This window comes from Alteromonas sp. ABV4_515 (genome assembly GCF_056160345.1).
The window spans coordinates 342,325-357,351 of sequence record NZ_JBSWWZ010000005.1; the positions used below are offsets into that span (position 1 = coordinate 342,325).

A 15,027-nucleotide genomic window follows, 5' to 3' on the forward strand; every position below is an offset into this window, starting at 1 on the left:
GCAGCTTAGCCGGCTTTACTCAGTGACCGACTTTTACTCAGTAAGTAGTGTGATCAGTTCGGATAAGCCCGGGCGTTTCACCGCTTTCATTGTATTTAGGTATACGGTAGCCATCATCTCGTCACAGGTTTTAATGTGACGACGAGAAGCGGCTGGCAAAATAGAATCAGCCACTGAAGAGGGCAAATAAGCAAACCCGCCCTCTTCAATCAGGCTACGGGCAGCAAGTCCCAGTGAATTAGTACTCAGCCTGGCATCTCGTAACTGTGGAGATTGATGAAAAAGCTTCTCCCGGACTTTACTGCCCCACTCTACAGACACAAAACTGGATGAAGTTGGTTCAGTGTCGTCAGTATTGCAAGCGAACAACGACAGCGGCTCGCAAAGCAATTCCTTACTCACAATTTCTTCTGATTTGAGCGGTTCACAAGACAGGGCAATATCGATACTTCTTTCGTGTAATTGTCGCGATAAACTGTCCAAGGTTAGCACCTCGGCTTTCACTGACCACTCAGGAAAGGTTTGATGCACTTTTCCTAACACCGAAGAAAAGCCTATTTCACTGGCCAGTTGCGTTGCCGCGCAAACTACATATTCGCCCGACTCCAACTGCAGTTCTCGTTTTGCTTCTTTAAGTGTGTCGGTTAATTGATGGGCAAAAGGTAACAGCTTTTCACCTGCTTGGGTGAGCTGAATACTGTTACGGTGCCTGATAAACAACGTGGTTTGAAAATATTCTTCAAGCAGTTTTATTCGTGCACTGACCGCGGATTGTGTCAAATAGAGATTTTCAGCAGCTTTGCCGAAATGACGGGTCTTTACGACCTCGAGAAAAGTAGATAAAAAACGGATATCCATAGAAGCTACGCAGCTGATTACGTTAACGGATATACGTTCTCACAGCTTGTAGGTGATGTAAAACAAAAACATAGCAAACGCACCAGAAATCTGGTGCGTTGCGCAGATAACAGCTTGTGGATGTTATCAGAAACTTTCCTGGTGAAGCCTTCGCTGCTTTTCACGACGTTGTTCGTCGCGCTTTTGCTTAGTTTTCACCTGATGCCGACGATCCTGGCCTTTTTTACCCTGAAGGTCACCATCTTCTACCGAGTCCCATTCTTCACGGTGGTAACGATAGTCTTTACTCATTGCAGTCTCATAGTTGTTGCGTTAAGGACACATCTCATTATCAGGCTCGTACAGAAAATAGGAAACAAAAATTATTCATCGTCACGATGATAAATTTAACTGGATAAAATATGTTCAGGGACTATCCAGAATCCATGTCCGTTCGCTATGCTGTTGGCGTTTGGCTGTACATGCAAACGACAGTAGAAAGCTTCCAAACGACAACTTCGGTGGCTTCAAACTGTTCAAAAAAATTATTTGTCCTAACGGTAAAAATTTTTTGTTTCCCATGATGGTTTTATTGATTTAAAAGTCTGCTGAGTTCACTCCTTATCGAGACTTCGCCATGAAAACGTTTGATATTCGCCCTGCTCCAAAACCTTTTATCGATCGCGCTAAATTTCCTTACGGATTTAAAAAATCTGGAGACTTTAGTATTTCCGAAGCTGACCTGCTAAGCAGACACGGAAAAGTTCTTTCTGAATTAGAAACCGGTTCTCTGCAAGCCGAAACCGAAGACGAAAAACACTTTGTTGCTTTCGTATCAGGTAGCGTTCCTGCAGAAAATGCACTGGAAAAGGCCTGGCAAAAATACGTGCACCTTGCCCGGGGCAAAAAGCATTTTTACACCTTGCACAGCTCTGCCAGCAATGCGTCAGAATTCGACGACGACTATTCTGACGAGGAATTTGATGTAGCCTGATTTCGCATTCGCGTTTTCAGCAAGCTTCCGTTTACATCAAACCGCCAGAGCAATGCTGTGGCGGTTTACTTTCACTGACTCCTCACCTAAATCTCTTCCCTACCTGTTATCTCTGACAAAAATTGTGATCTGTTCTGATGCCCGTTACGAAACAGCATAAAGGCTTGCAGTAAAAGCTGACATCGTGATTTAAGAACTATAAGGACAACAGGAATGATTGCATTTTCCTCATTAAAACATTTCGGTATTCATGCTACAGACGGTGATATCGGGCAATGCAAGGACGTGTTTTTTGACGATCAGGATTATGTTACCCGTTATTTTGTTGCAGATACCCATAAATGGCTGCCACTGGGCCGTAAGGTGGTACTGTCTCCTATCTCGCTGTTGGAAATTAATACCACGGAAGAGAAACTGTATGTGAACATGACGAAGCAGGCGCTCAAAGACAGCCCCTCAATTGATGAGCATAAGCCGCTTTCACGGGAGTATGAAGAAATCCTGTTTAAATACTTCGGTTATGGCTATTACTGGATTGGTCCCGGAGCATGGGGCGATTTTTCACATCCCACCGAACTCGCTCACCAACAGAATATGCAGGAAGATATTGAAGAAATTGAACGTCCCGGCGCCAACCACCTGCGTTCTTGTGACGAAATTGATGGCTATACGGTAAGTGCAAATGACGAAGACAGCGGCCACATCTGTGACTTCATTATTGATACGCACAACTGGCAGGTGGCACTCTTTATAGTAGATAGTCGAGATTGGCTACCGGGAGGTAAGAAAGTAGCGCTATCAACGGCAATGATAAAGGACATAGACTGGTCGGCACATAAGGTGAATATCACCCTATCTCATGAAGTATTGAAGGCGTTACCAGAAGTGGATGATGAAAGGTTGGATGATTCTGATTACCTGACAAGTTTGGTGAATCAGGCTCAAATTTCGGGCTAATAAAGAATATTAAAAATGAAAAAAGGCGGATGAAATCCGCCTTTGCTGATTATTCTGCACAGAAAAACTGATAAAGCATTCCGATGGTTTGTTTTACACGCTCATCTGCCAAACTGTAATAAATAGTTTGACCGTCTCTGCGCGTTGCAACCATTTTTGCTTCACGTAAAAGCGCAAGGTGTTGAGATAACACAGGTTGGGTAACAGGAATTCGGGTAAGTAAATCAGACACTGAATATTCAGTTTCTAACAAAGAACAAAGCACCATAAGGCGCGTTTTATTGGATAATTGTTTTAGGAATCGCTCGGCATCAGCAGCGTGGGCCAACAATTTTTCGGTATTAATTTCTTCTTTAATTGCTGTCATGGTAGTTCTACTTCTTATTCTAGGAAACCACGGTCAATTAAACGCGAATGGTTCTCAATCATCAAGAGGATTCATCGCGAATTATAACCCACTGAAAGTAACCCGCTGTCTATTTATGGCAACATATATAAGAATAGCTTTACGTTTTATGTAGCTAGAGTTAATCCGGTGACTATTGTTCGTACACATCTCGCTCCTTCAGTTTAACAAGCACAAATATGATATGGTCAGTAATTGAGCTATAGACAAATATCAATATTTCACTTCCCAAATATACCGGGTACGTTGAACTCTATGATGCCATTAGCATAAAGACAGCACTTGCGCTGTTTTTTCCCTTGGCATTGTCGGGTAAACTTTAGTTTTTAATAAATCTGAAAAAGTTATGTTGAAAGCAACCTTAGAGCAGTGGCGAATGTTTCAGGCTGTCGTAGAAGCTGGCGGCTTCAATCAGGCAGCACAACAAGTGCATAAAAGTCAGTCTAGCGTTCACCATGCGGTGCATAAACTTGAAACCGCCCTCGGGATCCCCTTGTTTGAAAATGACGGTCGCCGGGTAAGGTTGACAGAAGCCGGTGAACTTATGCTGCGCCGAGCTAACTTTCTACTTGATGAAGCACACAAATTGGAAGCGGTGGCTGCCAACTTACAATGCGGAACAGAAACACAGCTTCGGATTGCCGTTGATATTATTTTTCCCCCAACTCTGCTCTATAAAGTGTTGAATAAAGTCTCACAGGAGTATCCGCTTTTACGCATCGAATTGATGGAAACGGTACTCAATGGAGCCAACTCACTGCTTAAATCTGCTGAAGTGGATATTGCCATATCTCCCTTTGCCATTAAGAATGGCTTCAGCGAAGATTTGTGCGAAATAGAGTTTGTTGCCGTAGCGCACCCCGATCACCCGCTACACCAGCTGAACCGTCCTCTCACGATTGAAGATCTTAAATCACATCGTCAAATTGTGGTACGCGACTCTTCTGCGGAAAGAAAAGCAGAATCAGGCTGGCTTGGTGCCGATCAGCGCTGGACAGTCAGTCATGTGAGAACCTCGGTAGACATCATTTGTCAGGGTCTCGGTTTTGCTTGGCTTCCGTTAGCGATTATAAAACCCCAGTTAAATCAGGGGTTGCTAAAACCTTTACCGTTGGATAAAAGTGGTGTGCGCAAAGGGCTGTTATATCTGTGTTTCGAAGACGGAGACAGACTGGGGCCTGCAGCCAGGGCCTTTATCGGTGAATTACGCTATCAGTCGATGACACTCCCTACTGCAGAGGCAGAAGGGTTTTTGAGTCTTTAGCGCCGGTGTACAGTTTTTCAGCTCCATTTGCCTGATACCTTATTACAGGGTATAAAAGCTAAACTTCTATATAAGAAAAACAACAGGAAATAGATGTCATTCCTTAATGCCCTGCCTTTTAGTCCCGTAGCGCGAATTCTGTGCAAAGAAACACGGCCTGAATAAATACTCACCATGGCAAATATCGTCGAGATTCAACACAACAAAGCCAGCTTGCGTAAGCGACTATTGATGGGCTCGATTGGACTGTCAACACTGCTCATTGGCATCATTACCTACCTTGGCCACGGTATTCTGATGGATTTGGAGCGAGACTTTGAAACCGAGTATTTTGATCAACAAGGGCCCTTAATTGCCAAAGCAATTACGTTAGAAACCGAACCGCAAACCATCATTCCAGACAGTGTGGTTGCCGTATTTAACAACACGGCGTTGTTGTTCCAGCGGGCCGACATAGACAGCAGCACCGTTTCCCAGCTCAACAGCACACCCGACAAATTTCGTGAAATCAATAGTCAGCGCTACTACCGTCAGTATTTTCCTTCATCTGACAATAATGACCCGTTAACTATAATCTGGCGCACAAAAGATCAGACCGTTGTCTCATCAGAAATTATTAATACCCTTTCTATCGCAGCATTCATTACCTTCTGGATTGCGGTATGGATAGCCCTGTTGATGTCGGCATTTATCGCCAAACGTTTTGAGACTGCAAACGATAAGCTCGCGCAACTTGCACTGGAAGATCCGCTGACCAAACTTGCTAACAGGAATGCGCTGCTTGCGAACACGGTATTTAACGAAGGCAATGGGGCGTTGTTTTTTATCGATTTGGACCGCTTTCGCGAAATAAACAACGCCTTGGGACACAATATGGGCGATAGAATGTTATTTGCGTTTGCCCAGCGTTTGTCTGGTCTTGTTGAAGAAACCGCAACGGTTTATCACTACCGCAGTGATGAGTTTATTATCTGTCTTCCAGACGTTGCATCAGACGAGATTTTAAATCGTGCATTTACTCTTCTCTACCAGTGTAGAGAACCGCTTTTTATTGGCAACAGCGCATTCGAGATCAGTTGCAGTATTGGTGCTGCTCGCTATCCGGAGCATGGTCATCACCCTGAAATGCTAATACGCAACGCTGAAAACGCCATGCACCGGGCCAAGAGACTCCGTTTAGGCGTGCAGATCTACAACGACCGGTTAGCGTACAACAGCACCATAAAAGTGACGCTTCGCGGGCAACTGCGCTCTGCCCTAACGAACAACGAATTTGTTCTTTATTACCAGCCTAAGGTAGATATCCGCCGAAAACGTTTAGCCGGCGTTGAGGCCATTGTTCGCTGGAATCACCCTGACGAGGGCTTATTGCAGCCGGGTCTTTTCATTGATTTAGTTGAGCAAAGCGGCATTATCCACGCCTTCACCCGCTACACCCTCGAACTTGCAGTTAAACAAATCAAGGCGTGGTCTGCGCTAGGTTATGAATTGCCCGTGTCGGTTAATCTCTCGGCCTACAACCTGCTGGATAGCGCTTTTATCCCTTTCGTGCGGGAATTGTTAGATAAGTCGAATATAAAGCCTGAGCTACTAGAATTTGAACTTACAGAAAGCGCCACAATGGTTGATATTGCAGTAAGTCGCAGAGTGCTGGCCAACTTCCGGGAGATGGGCATTAAAACCTCTATCGATGATTTTGGTACCGGCATGAGCTCCTTTGCTTATCTTCGCGAGCTCGATATCAATACCGTGAAATTAGACCAATCCTTCATCGCTGGCATTACCCACGAGCCTCGCGACGCAAAAATTGTGGAAGGCATTGTTTCACTGTGCCGTAATCTCGATATTGAAATCGTCGCAGAAGGCGTTGAATCTCAAGAGCAAGCAGAAGTACTCGAACAATTACATTGTTATATTGTGCAAGGCTATTTCTATGGTCGACCTGTACCCGCCAGTGAAATCACCATCAATCTGAACGGTCACGAACGGCTTACTCAGTAAAAAAGGCTTATATAACCTGCTGATTTTAATCACTTGAAAGCGAATCCAGCGCTTAGACCTGATTTATTTACATTTTGCTTTCAAAATCTGTGCCGCAGAAGTTGATCTTAAACTTCTGTGAAGTTGTAATACGTATATTGCGAGAAAAATTAATAAAGGACTAGCGCGTGCTAACTGTTTTACTAGTGGATGACGACCCGGAATTTACAGAGGTTGCCTGCACCATTATCGAATTTCTGGGACATGATATCCTCACCGCAGCCAACTTGGCTGAAGCCCGGGAATGGCTTACAAAAGAAACCTTCGACCATATCCTACTCGATTTCATGTTACCTGACGGCAGTGGTGTGCATCTATTTGACGAGCTCGACGCGCTACCCAAACGCCCTAAAGTGACACTTATTACTGGTCACCCTTCCGTACGCGGCATTATTAAAGGATTATGCGGCCCGAATATCGATTACTTGGTTAAGCCTATTCAGCGTGAAGACATTGAAGCGGCCTTAACAGGTAAGAAAGAGAAGCCGAACTCCGGCGGCCCCCGTATTAAGAAGTACTTTGGTCACTTGATTGGCGAATCTGCGCCAATGAAAGAGCTTTACAAGCTTATTGAACGGGTGAGCAGAACCAGTGCAAACGTTATGCTTCTTGGCGAAAGTGGTGTGGGTAAAGAAGTCGTCGCAGAATCGATTCATGCTGCATCTGACGTCACCGGCCCGTATATCGCAACAAACTGCGGTGCTTTTTCTAAAGAATTGATCGGTAGTGAATTATTTGGCCATGAAAAAGGCGCATTTACCGGTGCCGTTAATCGCAAGGAAGGTGTATTCGAGCAAGCTGAAAGCGGTACCCTTTTCTTAGACGAAATTACGGAAATGCCCATCGATATGCAGCCTAACTTGTTGCGGGTGTTGGAAAATAAAGTAGTCATTCGTGTCGGTGGTACAAAAACCATCCCGGTGAATTGCCGCGTGGTGTCAGCCACTAACCGAAAAATGGAAGAAATCGCAGAGAGCAAAGTGCTTCGGGAAGATATCTATTTCCGTCTTGCGGTGTTCCCAATTACGATTCCCCCTCTTAGAGAGCGCAAGGAAGACATCCCATTACTGGCGTCTCAGTTCATTGCCGATTTTAACCAAGAAAACGGTACCCGGTTTGAATGGGAAGAGACGCAATTAGACAACCTGATGACCTACGACTGGCCAGGTAATGTCCGTGAGTTACGCCATTTTGTGCATCGTGCGGGCATAATGAGCGATCCGGACAAAACCGATATCGAACTGCCAAAAACCATCGAATCTCCGTTTGCGAAGAAACAATCAACCTCGCCAGCGCTGGAAGCAGGTCGAACCATTGAAGATGTGGAAAAAGAACTGATTTATGCCACGTTGGAAAAAGTGAATGGCAACAAAACGTTGGCTGCCGAAATGCTCGGGATCAGCACAAAAACACTGTACAACCGCCTTCACGCTTACGGCGACTTAAGTAAAGACGAATCGTAAGGTTAACGTAGATGAAAGACGAAGAAATTGGTGCAATTGCTCGTTGGGTCCACGATGCCCGTAAACCCTTAAACAGAATATCCATGCAGGCCGAGTTAGTAAAAATGGCCCTGAACGGCGACATACCGGCAGAAAAAGCACAGGATGCATTGGATAAAATTATTGCAAGCACCAAAGATTGCAGTCATGCACTGGCTGAAATGATGGAAGAACTCGCAAATGGCAATACGGAATAATTAGTTCATGCTGAATAAAGTGGTTCAGTCGGCGTATAGCTGGATTTCACTGGTGACGATAATCATTATTATCATCACCGGTAACGCATTTTACATGGTAAGTACATTGGATGAGCTGGCCTCCATAGAGCGCCAACTTTTCAGTACCAACCGCGTTATTAATGCCATTAATATGTTACACGTAGCGGTACTGCGCGCAGAGTCGGGCCAGCGGGGCTTTCTATTAACCAAAGAAGAGTCTTACCTTAACGACTATACCGTCACGTTAAATCATCTCACCGAATTACTCACCGAAGTAGAAAATGCCTCGCTGGATAGCGATTTACCCGAGCAAGAAGAAAATATCCACGAACTGATAACTCTGACTAAATCCAAACTGAATGAATTAATCGAAACGGTAGAACTCACCCGACAGGGAGAATACGACGCTGCCATTAAGATGTTAAATACAGATGTCGGGCTGGACTTATACGATGAATTCGACAAGCGCTATGTGTTTATTGATTCGTCGGAAAGGGATGCGCAAGAGCTACACTTAACCAGTTTGATGAAACTTCGTTCCGACTCTGTGAATACCTTGATTATTTCGGGTGTCACCACAGGCTTGCTCATCATCGCCATTCTCATCTTACTACGACTGAACATGCGAGATAATCTCAAACATCAGCTTGAGTTGCAGGAATACAATGAAGAATTAGAAGATAAAATTGAGCAACGTACCCAGGAATTAAAGCTGTTTGCTGACGAGCTCTCTAGAAGTAACCGTGAGCTGGAAGATTTTGCGTTTGTCGCTTCTCATGATTTACAGGAACCACTGCGAAAAATTCGCGCTTTTGGTAATCGTCTCGAGGCGGGTTACGTTGAAGTTATGGATGAACGTGGCCGGGATTTTCTCCAGCGCATGCTCAATGCAGCAGAACGAATGTCCATGTTGATAAGCGATCTACTGGCATTTTCGAGGGTAACGACCCGAGGTAAGGAATTTAGCAGTGCAGATTTAAATACCATCGTTGATGATGTCGCCAGCGATCTCGAAATCGCCATTGAAGAATGTAACGCTACAATAAACGTTAGTGCTTTGCCTACTATCCAATGCGATAAATCACAGATTGAACAACTTATTTTAAATCTGCTCTCGAATGCCCTCAAATTTCGTTCTGAAGCAATACCACCACTCATTACCATTACGGCCGCCCCTTCTACGGAAGATGAGCTGGCAAACATCCTGATGAAAGACGAATATGAGTGGGTTAGCCTTACTTTCGAAGACAACGGTATTGGTTTCGAACAGTCATTTGCAGAAAAAATATTCGCCCCGTTCCAGCGCCTGCATGGCCGCAGCGCCTACAAGGGAACGGGGATAGGGCTCGCCGTATGCCGTCGCATTGTTGAACGTCATAACGGCACCATTAAAGCATTTAGCGAACCGGGCAAAGGCGCTCGGTTTGTCATCATTATCCCTGTTGACGGTGAACCTTTCGCCGCTGGCAATGAAGGAGTTTTAAGCAATGTCTCTTAAACATTCAACACCCATTAATATTCTCATGGCAGACGATGACGAAGATGATCGTTTGCTAACGTTAGACGCACTGAAAGAAAGTCGCGTACTAAACAACCTATTTTGCGTAGAAGACGGTGTAGAGTTGCTAGAATTTTTGCGCCGTGAGGGCAAGTATAGCGATCCGAAAGACGCGCCCCGTCCCAGTCTGATTTTGCTTGATTTAAACATGCCTCGTAAGGATGGCCGCGAAGCGTTGCAAGAAATTAAAGCGGATCCATCACTGCGCGGCATTCCCGTTGTGATCCTAACTACCTCAAAAGAAGAAGAAGACATGCTGAAAGGTTACGACCTTGGTTGTGCTTCTTATATTACCAAACCGGTAAACTTTGAAGGATTGGTCGATCTTATGCGCGCGTTAGGCCGCTACTGGATTGAGTTTGTTGAGCTACCCCATGATTAAAGAAACAGGAATTGACCGTGTCTGAAGTTATACGGGTTTTGCTGGTAGAAGACGATGAGGATGATTACTTCCTCACCGCCGACTACATGTCACAGTGTGATGAACCCCGCTTTCACATTACCTGGGTGACAAACGGTAAAGCCGCAATTGATGCGTTTCAGAAACGTACTTTTGATATTTGTTTGCTAGATTACATTCTTGGTGCGGAAAACGCACTGGATGTTATGGCCACCTTTAGAGCTGCAGGTATTACGGTTCCTGTGGTCATTCTTACTGGCCAGACTGACAGTCAGGTTGATGATATGGTCATGCGCGCAGGTGCCGCAGACTATTTGAATAAAAGCGAAATCGAGTCGCCCCGTTTCATGCGAACCATGCGTTACGCAATGGTTCGCCGGGAAATGGAAAATGAGCGAATAGAGCGTCACAAAGTTGAGCAACAGAATAAGGCAAAAGACAAATTCCTCGCCCACTTAGGACACGAACTTCGCACGCCATTAACGTCTATTCTTGGCTACACTGAATTGCTACTGGATGACAAGGCAAATGCCGACATGAACCAGGAGCTATCGATCATTCATACCAACGGCAAGCACTTGCTTAGTCTATTGAATGACTTGCTCGACATGTCGCGAATTATGGCCAACAAACTTGAGTTGGCTCGTCGCGAAGTGAACCTCAACGGCTTTCTCACCGACGTTCATTCTTTAATGAACCTGGCAGCGAAAGACAAGGGCCTGACGATGGAAGTATCGTCTCGCAATGATATACCTGACTTCATTTCTGCAGACCCCACGCGACTTCGGCAGATCTTAATAAATCTAATTAGTAACGCAGTTAAATTCACTGACACCGGTACCATTCAGGTTACCGTTGAAACCTTGCCACCACGTCGCGAAGACAACAAAGAGATGCTACTTTTCCGGGTAATTGACTCGGGAATTGGTATGCCGCCGAATAAACTGGATGACATATTCAGGCCTTTCGAGCAAATTGAAGATGTCATGAGAGCTAATCATGGCGGTGCAGGTCTTGGTTTAGCTATTTGCCGCGAACTCGTGTACAAAATGGGCGGTGAAATCAGTGTAGAATCTGTCTTTGGCCGCGGAAGTACGTTCTCTTTTACCATCGATCCGGGTGATATCAGTAACCAGCATTTTGACATGTTCAAACTCACTGCCCCAACGGTTGATGAACAGAACAAGAACAAATTACATGTGACAGGTCGTGTACTAATTGTCGACGACTTACGGGAACTCCGTAAACTTACCGGTCATATGGTGAGCCAGTGCCACGCCACCGTGTCCTATGCTGAGAATGGCGTTAAAGCCTTAGAAGCGGTATTACAGGCAGAGCAATCTGGAAAACCTTATCACTTGGTGTTGATGGACATTCATATGCCGGTAATGAATGGTATTGATGCATTAAAGGCGATGCGCAAACATCAGTGTAACGTGGCCGTAGTGGCCATTACTGCGGCAAGTCGCAAGGGTTTGCGACAATCGTTACTTGATGAGGGTTTCGATGACGTGTTAGGCAAACCCATTGAAAAATCTGAATTATTTTCCATTTTAGATCGCTACCTCATCAGCACACCAGGTATTTCAGGTCACTCAGTAGAAGAAGAGCCTAACTACCAAAAGGCGATGCAATCTATTTCCTATTCAGGAACAAAAGATACCTTGAATGAGGGGGCACCTGATGGAGACGCAGCTTCTACTCCACAACAAGGGCAAGCCAGTGAAACGAAAGAAGAAGTGACAGACGCGTCGCTCAAGCAGGTTCTGTTGGTTGAAGATGATCATGATGCTGCTGAGCTGATGAAGCTTCTGCTGAGTCACCTTGGTCATAACGTGGACGTAGCCTATTGCGCGAAAGATGCCCTTGATAAGGTTAAACATCGCCCTTACGACGCCGCCCTTCTCGACCTTACACTGCCGGATGATGACGGTATCAGCTTGGCAAGAAATATTCGTACCGTTAGTGACGCAATGGAAATTTATATTGTTAGCGGTCGCGAGCCAGACAATACAGAACTCGAAGAGCTCAACATTTCCGGTACACTTCTTAAACCAGTAAGCAAAAGCGATCTCGCAGCATTGTTTTAGTATACCTGTAATAAGATGTCCGCATTTGAGTGGACATCTTATTTCATCAACATTGCAATAATTACATTAACCTTGTAACAACGCTTCTCTCACAAATTCGATCTTTATCCAGACTTAAATTTAATCCTTTTAATATCAATTATTTAATCAACTTTCAAACCTGGTATTCCGATTGCAACTCTCCATAATGAATATATCCACAAGGAGATTTTAAAATGGCTACCGCAGCAACCCCAAACACTACTGCGACTAACGGTGCAGCGAAAAAAGCAACAAACGGTGTAGACGAATCTACTCATCCTTTTACTGATAAAGCACAAGCAACTCTGCAAAATTCAGTAGACCGTTTAGCGCAATCCGCTGCACGTGCTGAAGAGAATCTACGCGCTACTGCCTCTGATTCTGCCGACAACATGGCTGCTCGCAAAGCACAAATGGATGCTAAATGGAAATCGTCAGGCGTACGTAAATATGCTGTCGATAATCCGGTAGCAGCAGCGGGTATCGCATTCGCAGCAGGTATGTTAGTCACGTCATTACTGCGTAAGAAGTAATATGACGGAAAAGAGCAACGACAGCGCCAGTGAAGAGATGGTCACTGGCAATGCTTGCAAACAGGACCCGGTCAGTTTTACTGATCGGGCTTCTTACGATCCTGAGCAGTCCAAGGAAATTGATGACAATCCGCCTGACGACGAGGCCGATCCTTCGCTGGACGATCTGATCACAAACGCGCAATGGGTGATATTCCAAAAACAACAGGAACTTACAGCCCTTGCCGATTTATCAGCCGCAGAAGTAAACATTGCAAAGCGGTCGGTTATTGTGACGGGAATCGCCACCCTTGCGGCTTTTGTCTTCGCCTGTTTTTGTTGGTTAATTGCCAACATAGGTATCGCATTAACTCTGCATCATTTCGACGTACATAACGGCGTTATCGCGCTAATTGTGTTCTTGATCAATCTTGGGCTTGCAGCTGGTGCATTCCTGATTGCTAAGCAGTCATATGCGTACATTACGTTAATGCCAGCAATTCATACTTTCCTTCGTGGCATTGGCGTTGAGAAAAAACCTCAAAAGGAAGAGTAAAATGCCCGTGTTTATTAACTCTGCAATTAAAGCAAGAAATAAGGCGCAAGATAGCTACGCTATATCGCAACAGGAAAGTGCCATTGCCGTTAATCATGCTAAAGTCACGTTGAAGTTGTTCGCAGCTCGTCCAGAAACCTTGCTGGCGTGCTTTGGTGCCGGCGCTTACAAGGGCGCCACCACGGATAACCCACCTAGCCGCAAACGTCAGGCTATGATGACGTTCGCAAGGACAGCACTTTTCAATTTTTTAGGATAACAATAATGAGTTTTACCGCATCAGTGATAAAAAAAGGTATGTGCTATGTTTTACTGGGAGCGGGTTTAGTTGCCGCTACGGGTTGTAGCAGTGTATCGAGCCTTTCACCCACCCCTTATCAGGCAGCAAAGTCGGATAAGCAATACGGTTACTCATCAACGCAACTATCAGACAATGAATACCGTATTATGTTTCGGGCAACGGAAGTCACCGATGCGTCGCTAGTACAAGAATATTCACTTTATCGTGCGGCTGAAATTGCCAAGAAAAATAATTTTCAATACCTCACTATCGTTAAAACCGACATCGAGCGAAAAAATACCGTCGCCAAACGCATTGTTAAAGAAACGCCTGAAATTTCGCAAAATCCCATTTTGACAGACCCGCAATGCACAATGTCTGGCTGTAACGAGGTGGGACAAACAATGCCAAACCAGAGCGGTGAGCTGCGTGTGCAAACAGAAAACACTGAAGACGTTTACTACTCCATTCTCGTTCGCATGGCTGAGTCTCAAACAGCCTTGGGCAGCAAGTCTTTCGAAGTTGCAAAGCTGCTAGCCCATAAACCTATGTAAAAGCAGATTTTAAAAATTAGCGTAACATATTAAAGCAAATACTTATCCAAAGCCCGGCATAACCGTTCCGGGCTTTTTGCTATTGGTCTTCCGTCACCAGTGAACTATCCTGCCATTGTCTTTTACAACAAACTGTTACCATGATGAAAAATATAAATGACAACGCAGGCTTTACTCTAATCGAACTCGTAATTGTTATCGTCATCCTTGGCGTTTTGGCCGTTACCGCAGCCCCTCGCTTTATAGATTTATCTGACGATGCCAATGATTCTGTCACGCTGGCACAGATGGGCGCATTCAAATCAGGTGTCAATCTATTACATGCAAAATGGCAGATCCGTCGTCAGAGCAGTATTTCTATTTCTGGTCAAACAGTTGAATTTACCGATGATGGATGGCCGAAAGGTTCCACCGATGACAGTGCAGGCTGTGCTGAACTCTGGAGTGAGGTGTTTGCTGACGCAGAGCCTGTGACCGTGCTGAACAATTATACTGACACCTTATCGGCGGGATGGAACGCTTTTTACTATGGTGAAGTGTGCGGCTACATTAAAAGCCAGAGTGGTGGCGGTACGGTTTACCCCAGCAATACGCCACACTTTGCTTATTACATGACAGATTTTAGCGAACCAAGTGCAGGTTACACAGGTAGCCCGGGTGAAGTGAAGATATACAACCTTTAATTTTGGTCTGTAAAGTACGTAGCGTGGAGTAACACGCCCCTAAGTACAAAACCCTGACTGTAAAAATCTTACCGTAAAACTTGCGGCGTAGTGCAAACAAATCGGCCTTGCGCTGCGCCACGAATTTACCATTTTTTACATACTAGCCTGTAAAG

The 15,027-nt window shown here is 45.0% G+C and carries 17 protein-coding genes; 14 read left to right on the forward strand and 3 right to left on the reverse strand.

The window, feature by feature from the left end:
• Positions 1 to 33: 33 nt before the first annotated feature.
• Both ACXAGX_RS13680 and ACXAGX_RS13685 read right to left on the reverse strand, forming a co-directional pair.
• Entirely contained in the window at positions 34 to 858 is an 825-nt protein-coding gene (locus tag ACXAGX_RS13680) for a LysR family transcriptional regulator (protein ID WP_474838976.1), read from the reverse strand.
• Between the two features lie 126 nt (positions 859 to 984).
• Positions 985 to 1,149 (reverse strand): hypothetical protein, encoded by a 165-nt coding sequence (locus ACXAGX_RS13685; RefSeq protein WP_170826585.1) that lies wholly within the window; start codon positions 1,147 to 1,149, stop codon positions 985 to 987.
• A 325-nt stretch (positions 1,150 to 1,474) separates the two neighbouring features.
• Between ACXAGX_RS13685 and ACXAGX_RS13690 the strand changes: the two genes are divergently transcribed.
• Together ACXAGX_RS13690 and ACXAGX_RS13695 are read left to right on the forward strand one after the other, a co-directional pair.
• Positions 1,475 to 1,831 (forward strand): MaoP family protein, encoded by a 357-nt coding sequence (locus ACXAGX_RS13690; protein ID WP_474819511.1) that lies wholly within the window; start codon positions 1,475 to 1,477, stop codon positions 1,829 to 1,831.
• A gap of 213 nt (positions 1,832 to 2,044) precedes the next feature.
• Positions 2,045 to 2,788 (forward strand): PRC-barrel domain containing protein, encoded by a 744-nt coding sequence (locus tag ACXAGX_RS13695; protein ID WP_474838978.1) that lies wholly within the window; start codon positions 2,045 to 2,047, stop codon positions 2,786 to 2,788.
• A gap of 49 nt (positions 2,789 to 2,837) precedes the next feature.
• Here ACXAGX_RS13695 and ACXAGX_RS13700 read toward each other — a convergent pair whose 3' ends face one another.
• On the reverse strand, positions 2,838 to 3,155 hold the full coding sequence (locus ACXAGX_RS13700; RefSeq protein WP_474819504.1) for an ArsR/SmtB family transcription factor: 318 nt from the start codon (positions 3,153 to 3,155) through the stop codon (positions 2,838 to 2,840).
• 385 nt (positions 3,156 to 3,540) lie between these two features.
• Between ACXAGX_RS13700 and ACXAGX_RS13705 the strand changes: the two genes are divergently transcribed.
• The 12 genes from ACXAGX_RS13705 to ACXAGX_RS13760 all read left to right on the forward strand — a co-directional run bounded on the left by ACXAGX_RS13705 (position 3,541) and on the right by ACXAGX_RS13760 (position 14,872).
• Positions 3,541 to 4,458, forward strand: a complete 918-nt coding sequence (locus tag ACXAGX_RS13705; RefSeq protein ID WP_070125286.1) for a LysR family transcriptional regulator — start codon at positions 3,541 to 3,543, stop codon at positions 4,456 to 4,458.
• Between the two features lie 174 nt (positions 4,459 to 4,632).
• Complete coding sequence (locus tag ACXAGX_RS13710; RefSeq protein WP_474819500.1) at positions 4,633 to 6,459, forward strand: putative bifunctional diguanylate cyclase/phosphodiesterase; 1,827 nt, start codon at positions 4,633 to 4,635, stop codon at positions 6,457 to 6,459.
• Positions 6,460 to 6,626: 167 nt separating this feature from the next.
• The gene (locus tag ACXAGX_RS13715; RefSeq protein WP_474838980.1) at positions 6,627 to 7,961 is read left to right on the forward strand and encodes a sigma-54-dependent transcriptional regulator; all 1,335 of its coding nucleotides are present in this window, start codon (positions 6,627 to 6,629) and stop codon (positions 7,959 to 7,961) included.
• Positions 7,962 to 7,972: 11 nt separating this feature from the next.
• A complete protein-coding gene (locus tag ACXAGX_RS13720; protein ID WP_474819493.1) occupies positions 7,973 to 8,197 on the forward strand; it encodes a histidine kinase dimerization/phospho-acceptor domain-containing protein in 225 nt (74 codons plus the stop codon).
• 7 nt (positions 8,198 to 8,204) lie between these two features.
• Positions 8,205 to 9,716 (forward strand): sensor histidine kinase, encoded by a 1,512-nt coding sequence (locus ACXAGX_RS13725; RefSeq protein ID WP_474838983.1) that lies wholly within the window; start codon positions 8,205 to 8,207, stop codon positions 9,714 to 9,716.
• The gene (locus ACXAGX_RS13730; protein WP_474819488.1) at positions 9,706 to 10,158 is read left to right on the forward strand and encodes a response regulator; all 453 of its coding nucleotides are present in this window, start codon (positions 9,706 to 9,708) and stop codon (positions 10,156 to 10,158) included. The genes ACXAGX_RS13725 and ACXAGX_RS13730 overlap by 11 nt, the downstream gene beginning before the upstream one ends.
• A gap of 17 nt (positions 10,159 to 10,175) precedes the next feature.
• Positions 10,176 to 12,266, forward strand: coding sequence for a response regulator (locus ACXAGX_RS13735; RefSeq protein ID WP_474838985.1), 2,091 nt, complete (start codon positions 10,176 to 10,178; stop codon positions 12,264 to 12,266).
• A 215-nt stretch (positions 12,267 to 12,481) separates the two neighbouring features.
• Entirely contained in the window at positions 12,482 to 12,820 is a 339-nt protein-coding gene (locus ACXAGX_RS13740; RefSeq protein ID WP_474819481.1) for a DUF883 domain-containing protein, read from the forward strand.
• A gap of 1 nt (position 12,821) precedes the next feature.
• On the forward strand, positions 12,822 to 13,355 hold the full coding sequence (locus ACXAGX_RS13745) for a phage holin family protein (RefSeq protein ID WP_474838987.1): 534 nt from the start codon (positions 12,822 to 12,824) through the stop codon (positions 13,353 to 13,355).
• 1 nt (position 13,356) lies between these two features.
• Positions 13,357 to 13,614, forward strand: a complete 258-nt coding sequence (locus ACXAGX_RS13750; RefSeq protein WP_474819476.1) for a hypothetical protein — start codon at positions 13,357 to 13,359, stop codon at positions 13,612 to 13,614.
• A gap of 5 nt (positions 13,615 to 13,619) precedes the next feature.
• Positions 13,620 to 14,189, forward strand: coding sequence for a CC0125/CC1285 family lipoprotein (locus tag ACXAGX_RS13755; protein ID WP_474819472.1), 570 nt, complete (start codon positions 13,620 to 13,622; stop codon positions 14,187 to 14,189).
• Between the two features lie 140 nt (positions 14,190 to 14,329).
• Positions 14,330 to 14,872, forward strand: coding sequence for a type II secretion system protein (locus ACXAGX_RS13760; protein WP_474838989.1), 543 nt, complete (start codon positions 14,330 to 14,332; stop codon positions 14,870 to 14,872).
• The last annotated feature ends 155 nt before the right edge of the window (positions 14,873 to 15,027 follow it).

What these genes read in the sequence shown, in the direction of transcription:
- ACXAGX_RS13680 (WP_474838976.1), bottom strand. Translation starts at nt 858, where the DNA reads ATGGATATCCGTTTTTTATCTACTTTTCTCGAGGTCGTAAAGACCCGT.
- ACXAGX_RS13685 (WP_170826585.1), bottom strand. Translation starts at nt 1,149, where the DNA reads ATGAGTAAAGACTATCGTTACCACCGTGAAGAATGGGACTCGGTAGAA.
- ACXAGX_RS13690 (WP_474819511.1), top strand. Translation starts at nt 1,475, where the DNA reads ATGAAAACGTTTGATATTCGCCCTGCTCCAAAACCTTTTATCGATCGC.
- ACXAGX_RS13695 (WP_474838978.1), top strand. Translation starts at nt 2,045, where the DNA reads ATGATTGCATTTTCCTCATTAAAACATTTCGGTATTCATGCTACAGAC.
- ACXAGX_RS13700 (WP_474819504.1), bottom strand. Translation starts at nt 3,155, where the DNA reads ATGACAGCAATTAAAGAAGAAATTAATACCGAAAAATTGTTGGCCCAC.
- ACXAGX_RS13705 (WP_070125286.1), top strand. Translation starts at nt 3,541, where the DNA reads ATGTTGAAAGCAACCTTAGAGCAGTGGCGAATGTTTCAGGCTGTCGTA.
- ACXAGX_RS13710 (WP_474819500.1), top strand. Translation starts at nt 4,633, where the DNA reads ATGGCAAATATCGTCGAGATTCAACACAACAAAGCCAGCTTGCGTAAG.
- ACXAGX_RS13720 (WP_474819493.1), top strand. Translation starts at nt 7,973, where the DNA reads ATGAAAGACGAAGAAATTGGTGCAATTGCTCGTTGGGTCCACGATGCC.
- ACXAGX_RS13725 (WP_474838983.1), top strand. Translation starts at nt 8,205, where the DNA reads ATGCTGAATAAAGTGGTTCAGTCGGCGTATAGCTGGATTTCACTGGTG.
- ACXAGX_RS13730 (WP_474819488.1), top strand. Translation starts at nt 9,706, where the DNA reads ATGTCTCTTAAACATTCAACACCCATTAATATTCTCATGGCAGACGAT.
- ACXAGX_RS13740 (WP_474819481.1), top strand. Translation starts at nt 12,482, where the DNA reads ATGGCTACCGCAGCAACCCCAAACACTACTGCGACTAACGGTGCAGCG.
- ACXAGX_RS13745 (WP_474838987.1), top strand. Translation starts at nt 12,822, where the DNA reads ATGACGGAAAAGAGCAACGACAGCGCCAGTGAAGAGATGGTCACTGGC.
- ACXAGX_RS13750 (WP_474819476.1), top strand. Translation starts at nt 13,357, where the DNA reads ATGCCCGTGTTTATTAACTCTGCAATTAAAGCAAGAAATAAGGCGCAA.
- ACXAGX_RS13755 (WP_474819472.1), top strand. Translation starts at nt 13,620, where the DNA reads ATGAGTTTTACCGCATCAGTGATAAAAAAAGGTATGTGCTATGTTTTA.
- ACXAGX_RS13760 (WP_474838989.1), top strand. Translation starts at nt 14,330, where the DNA reads ATGATGAAAAATATAAATGACAACGCAGGCTTTACTCTAATCGAACTC.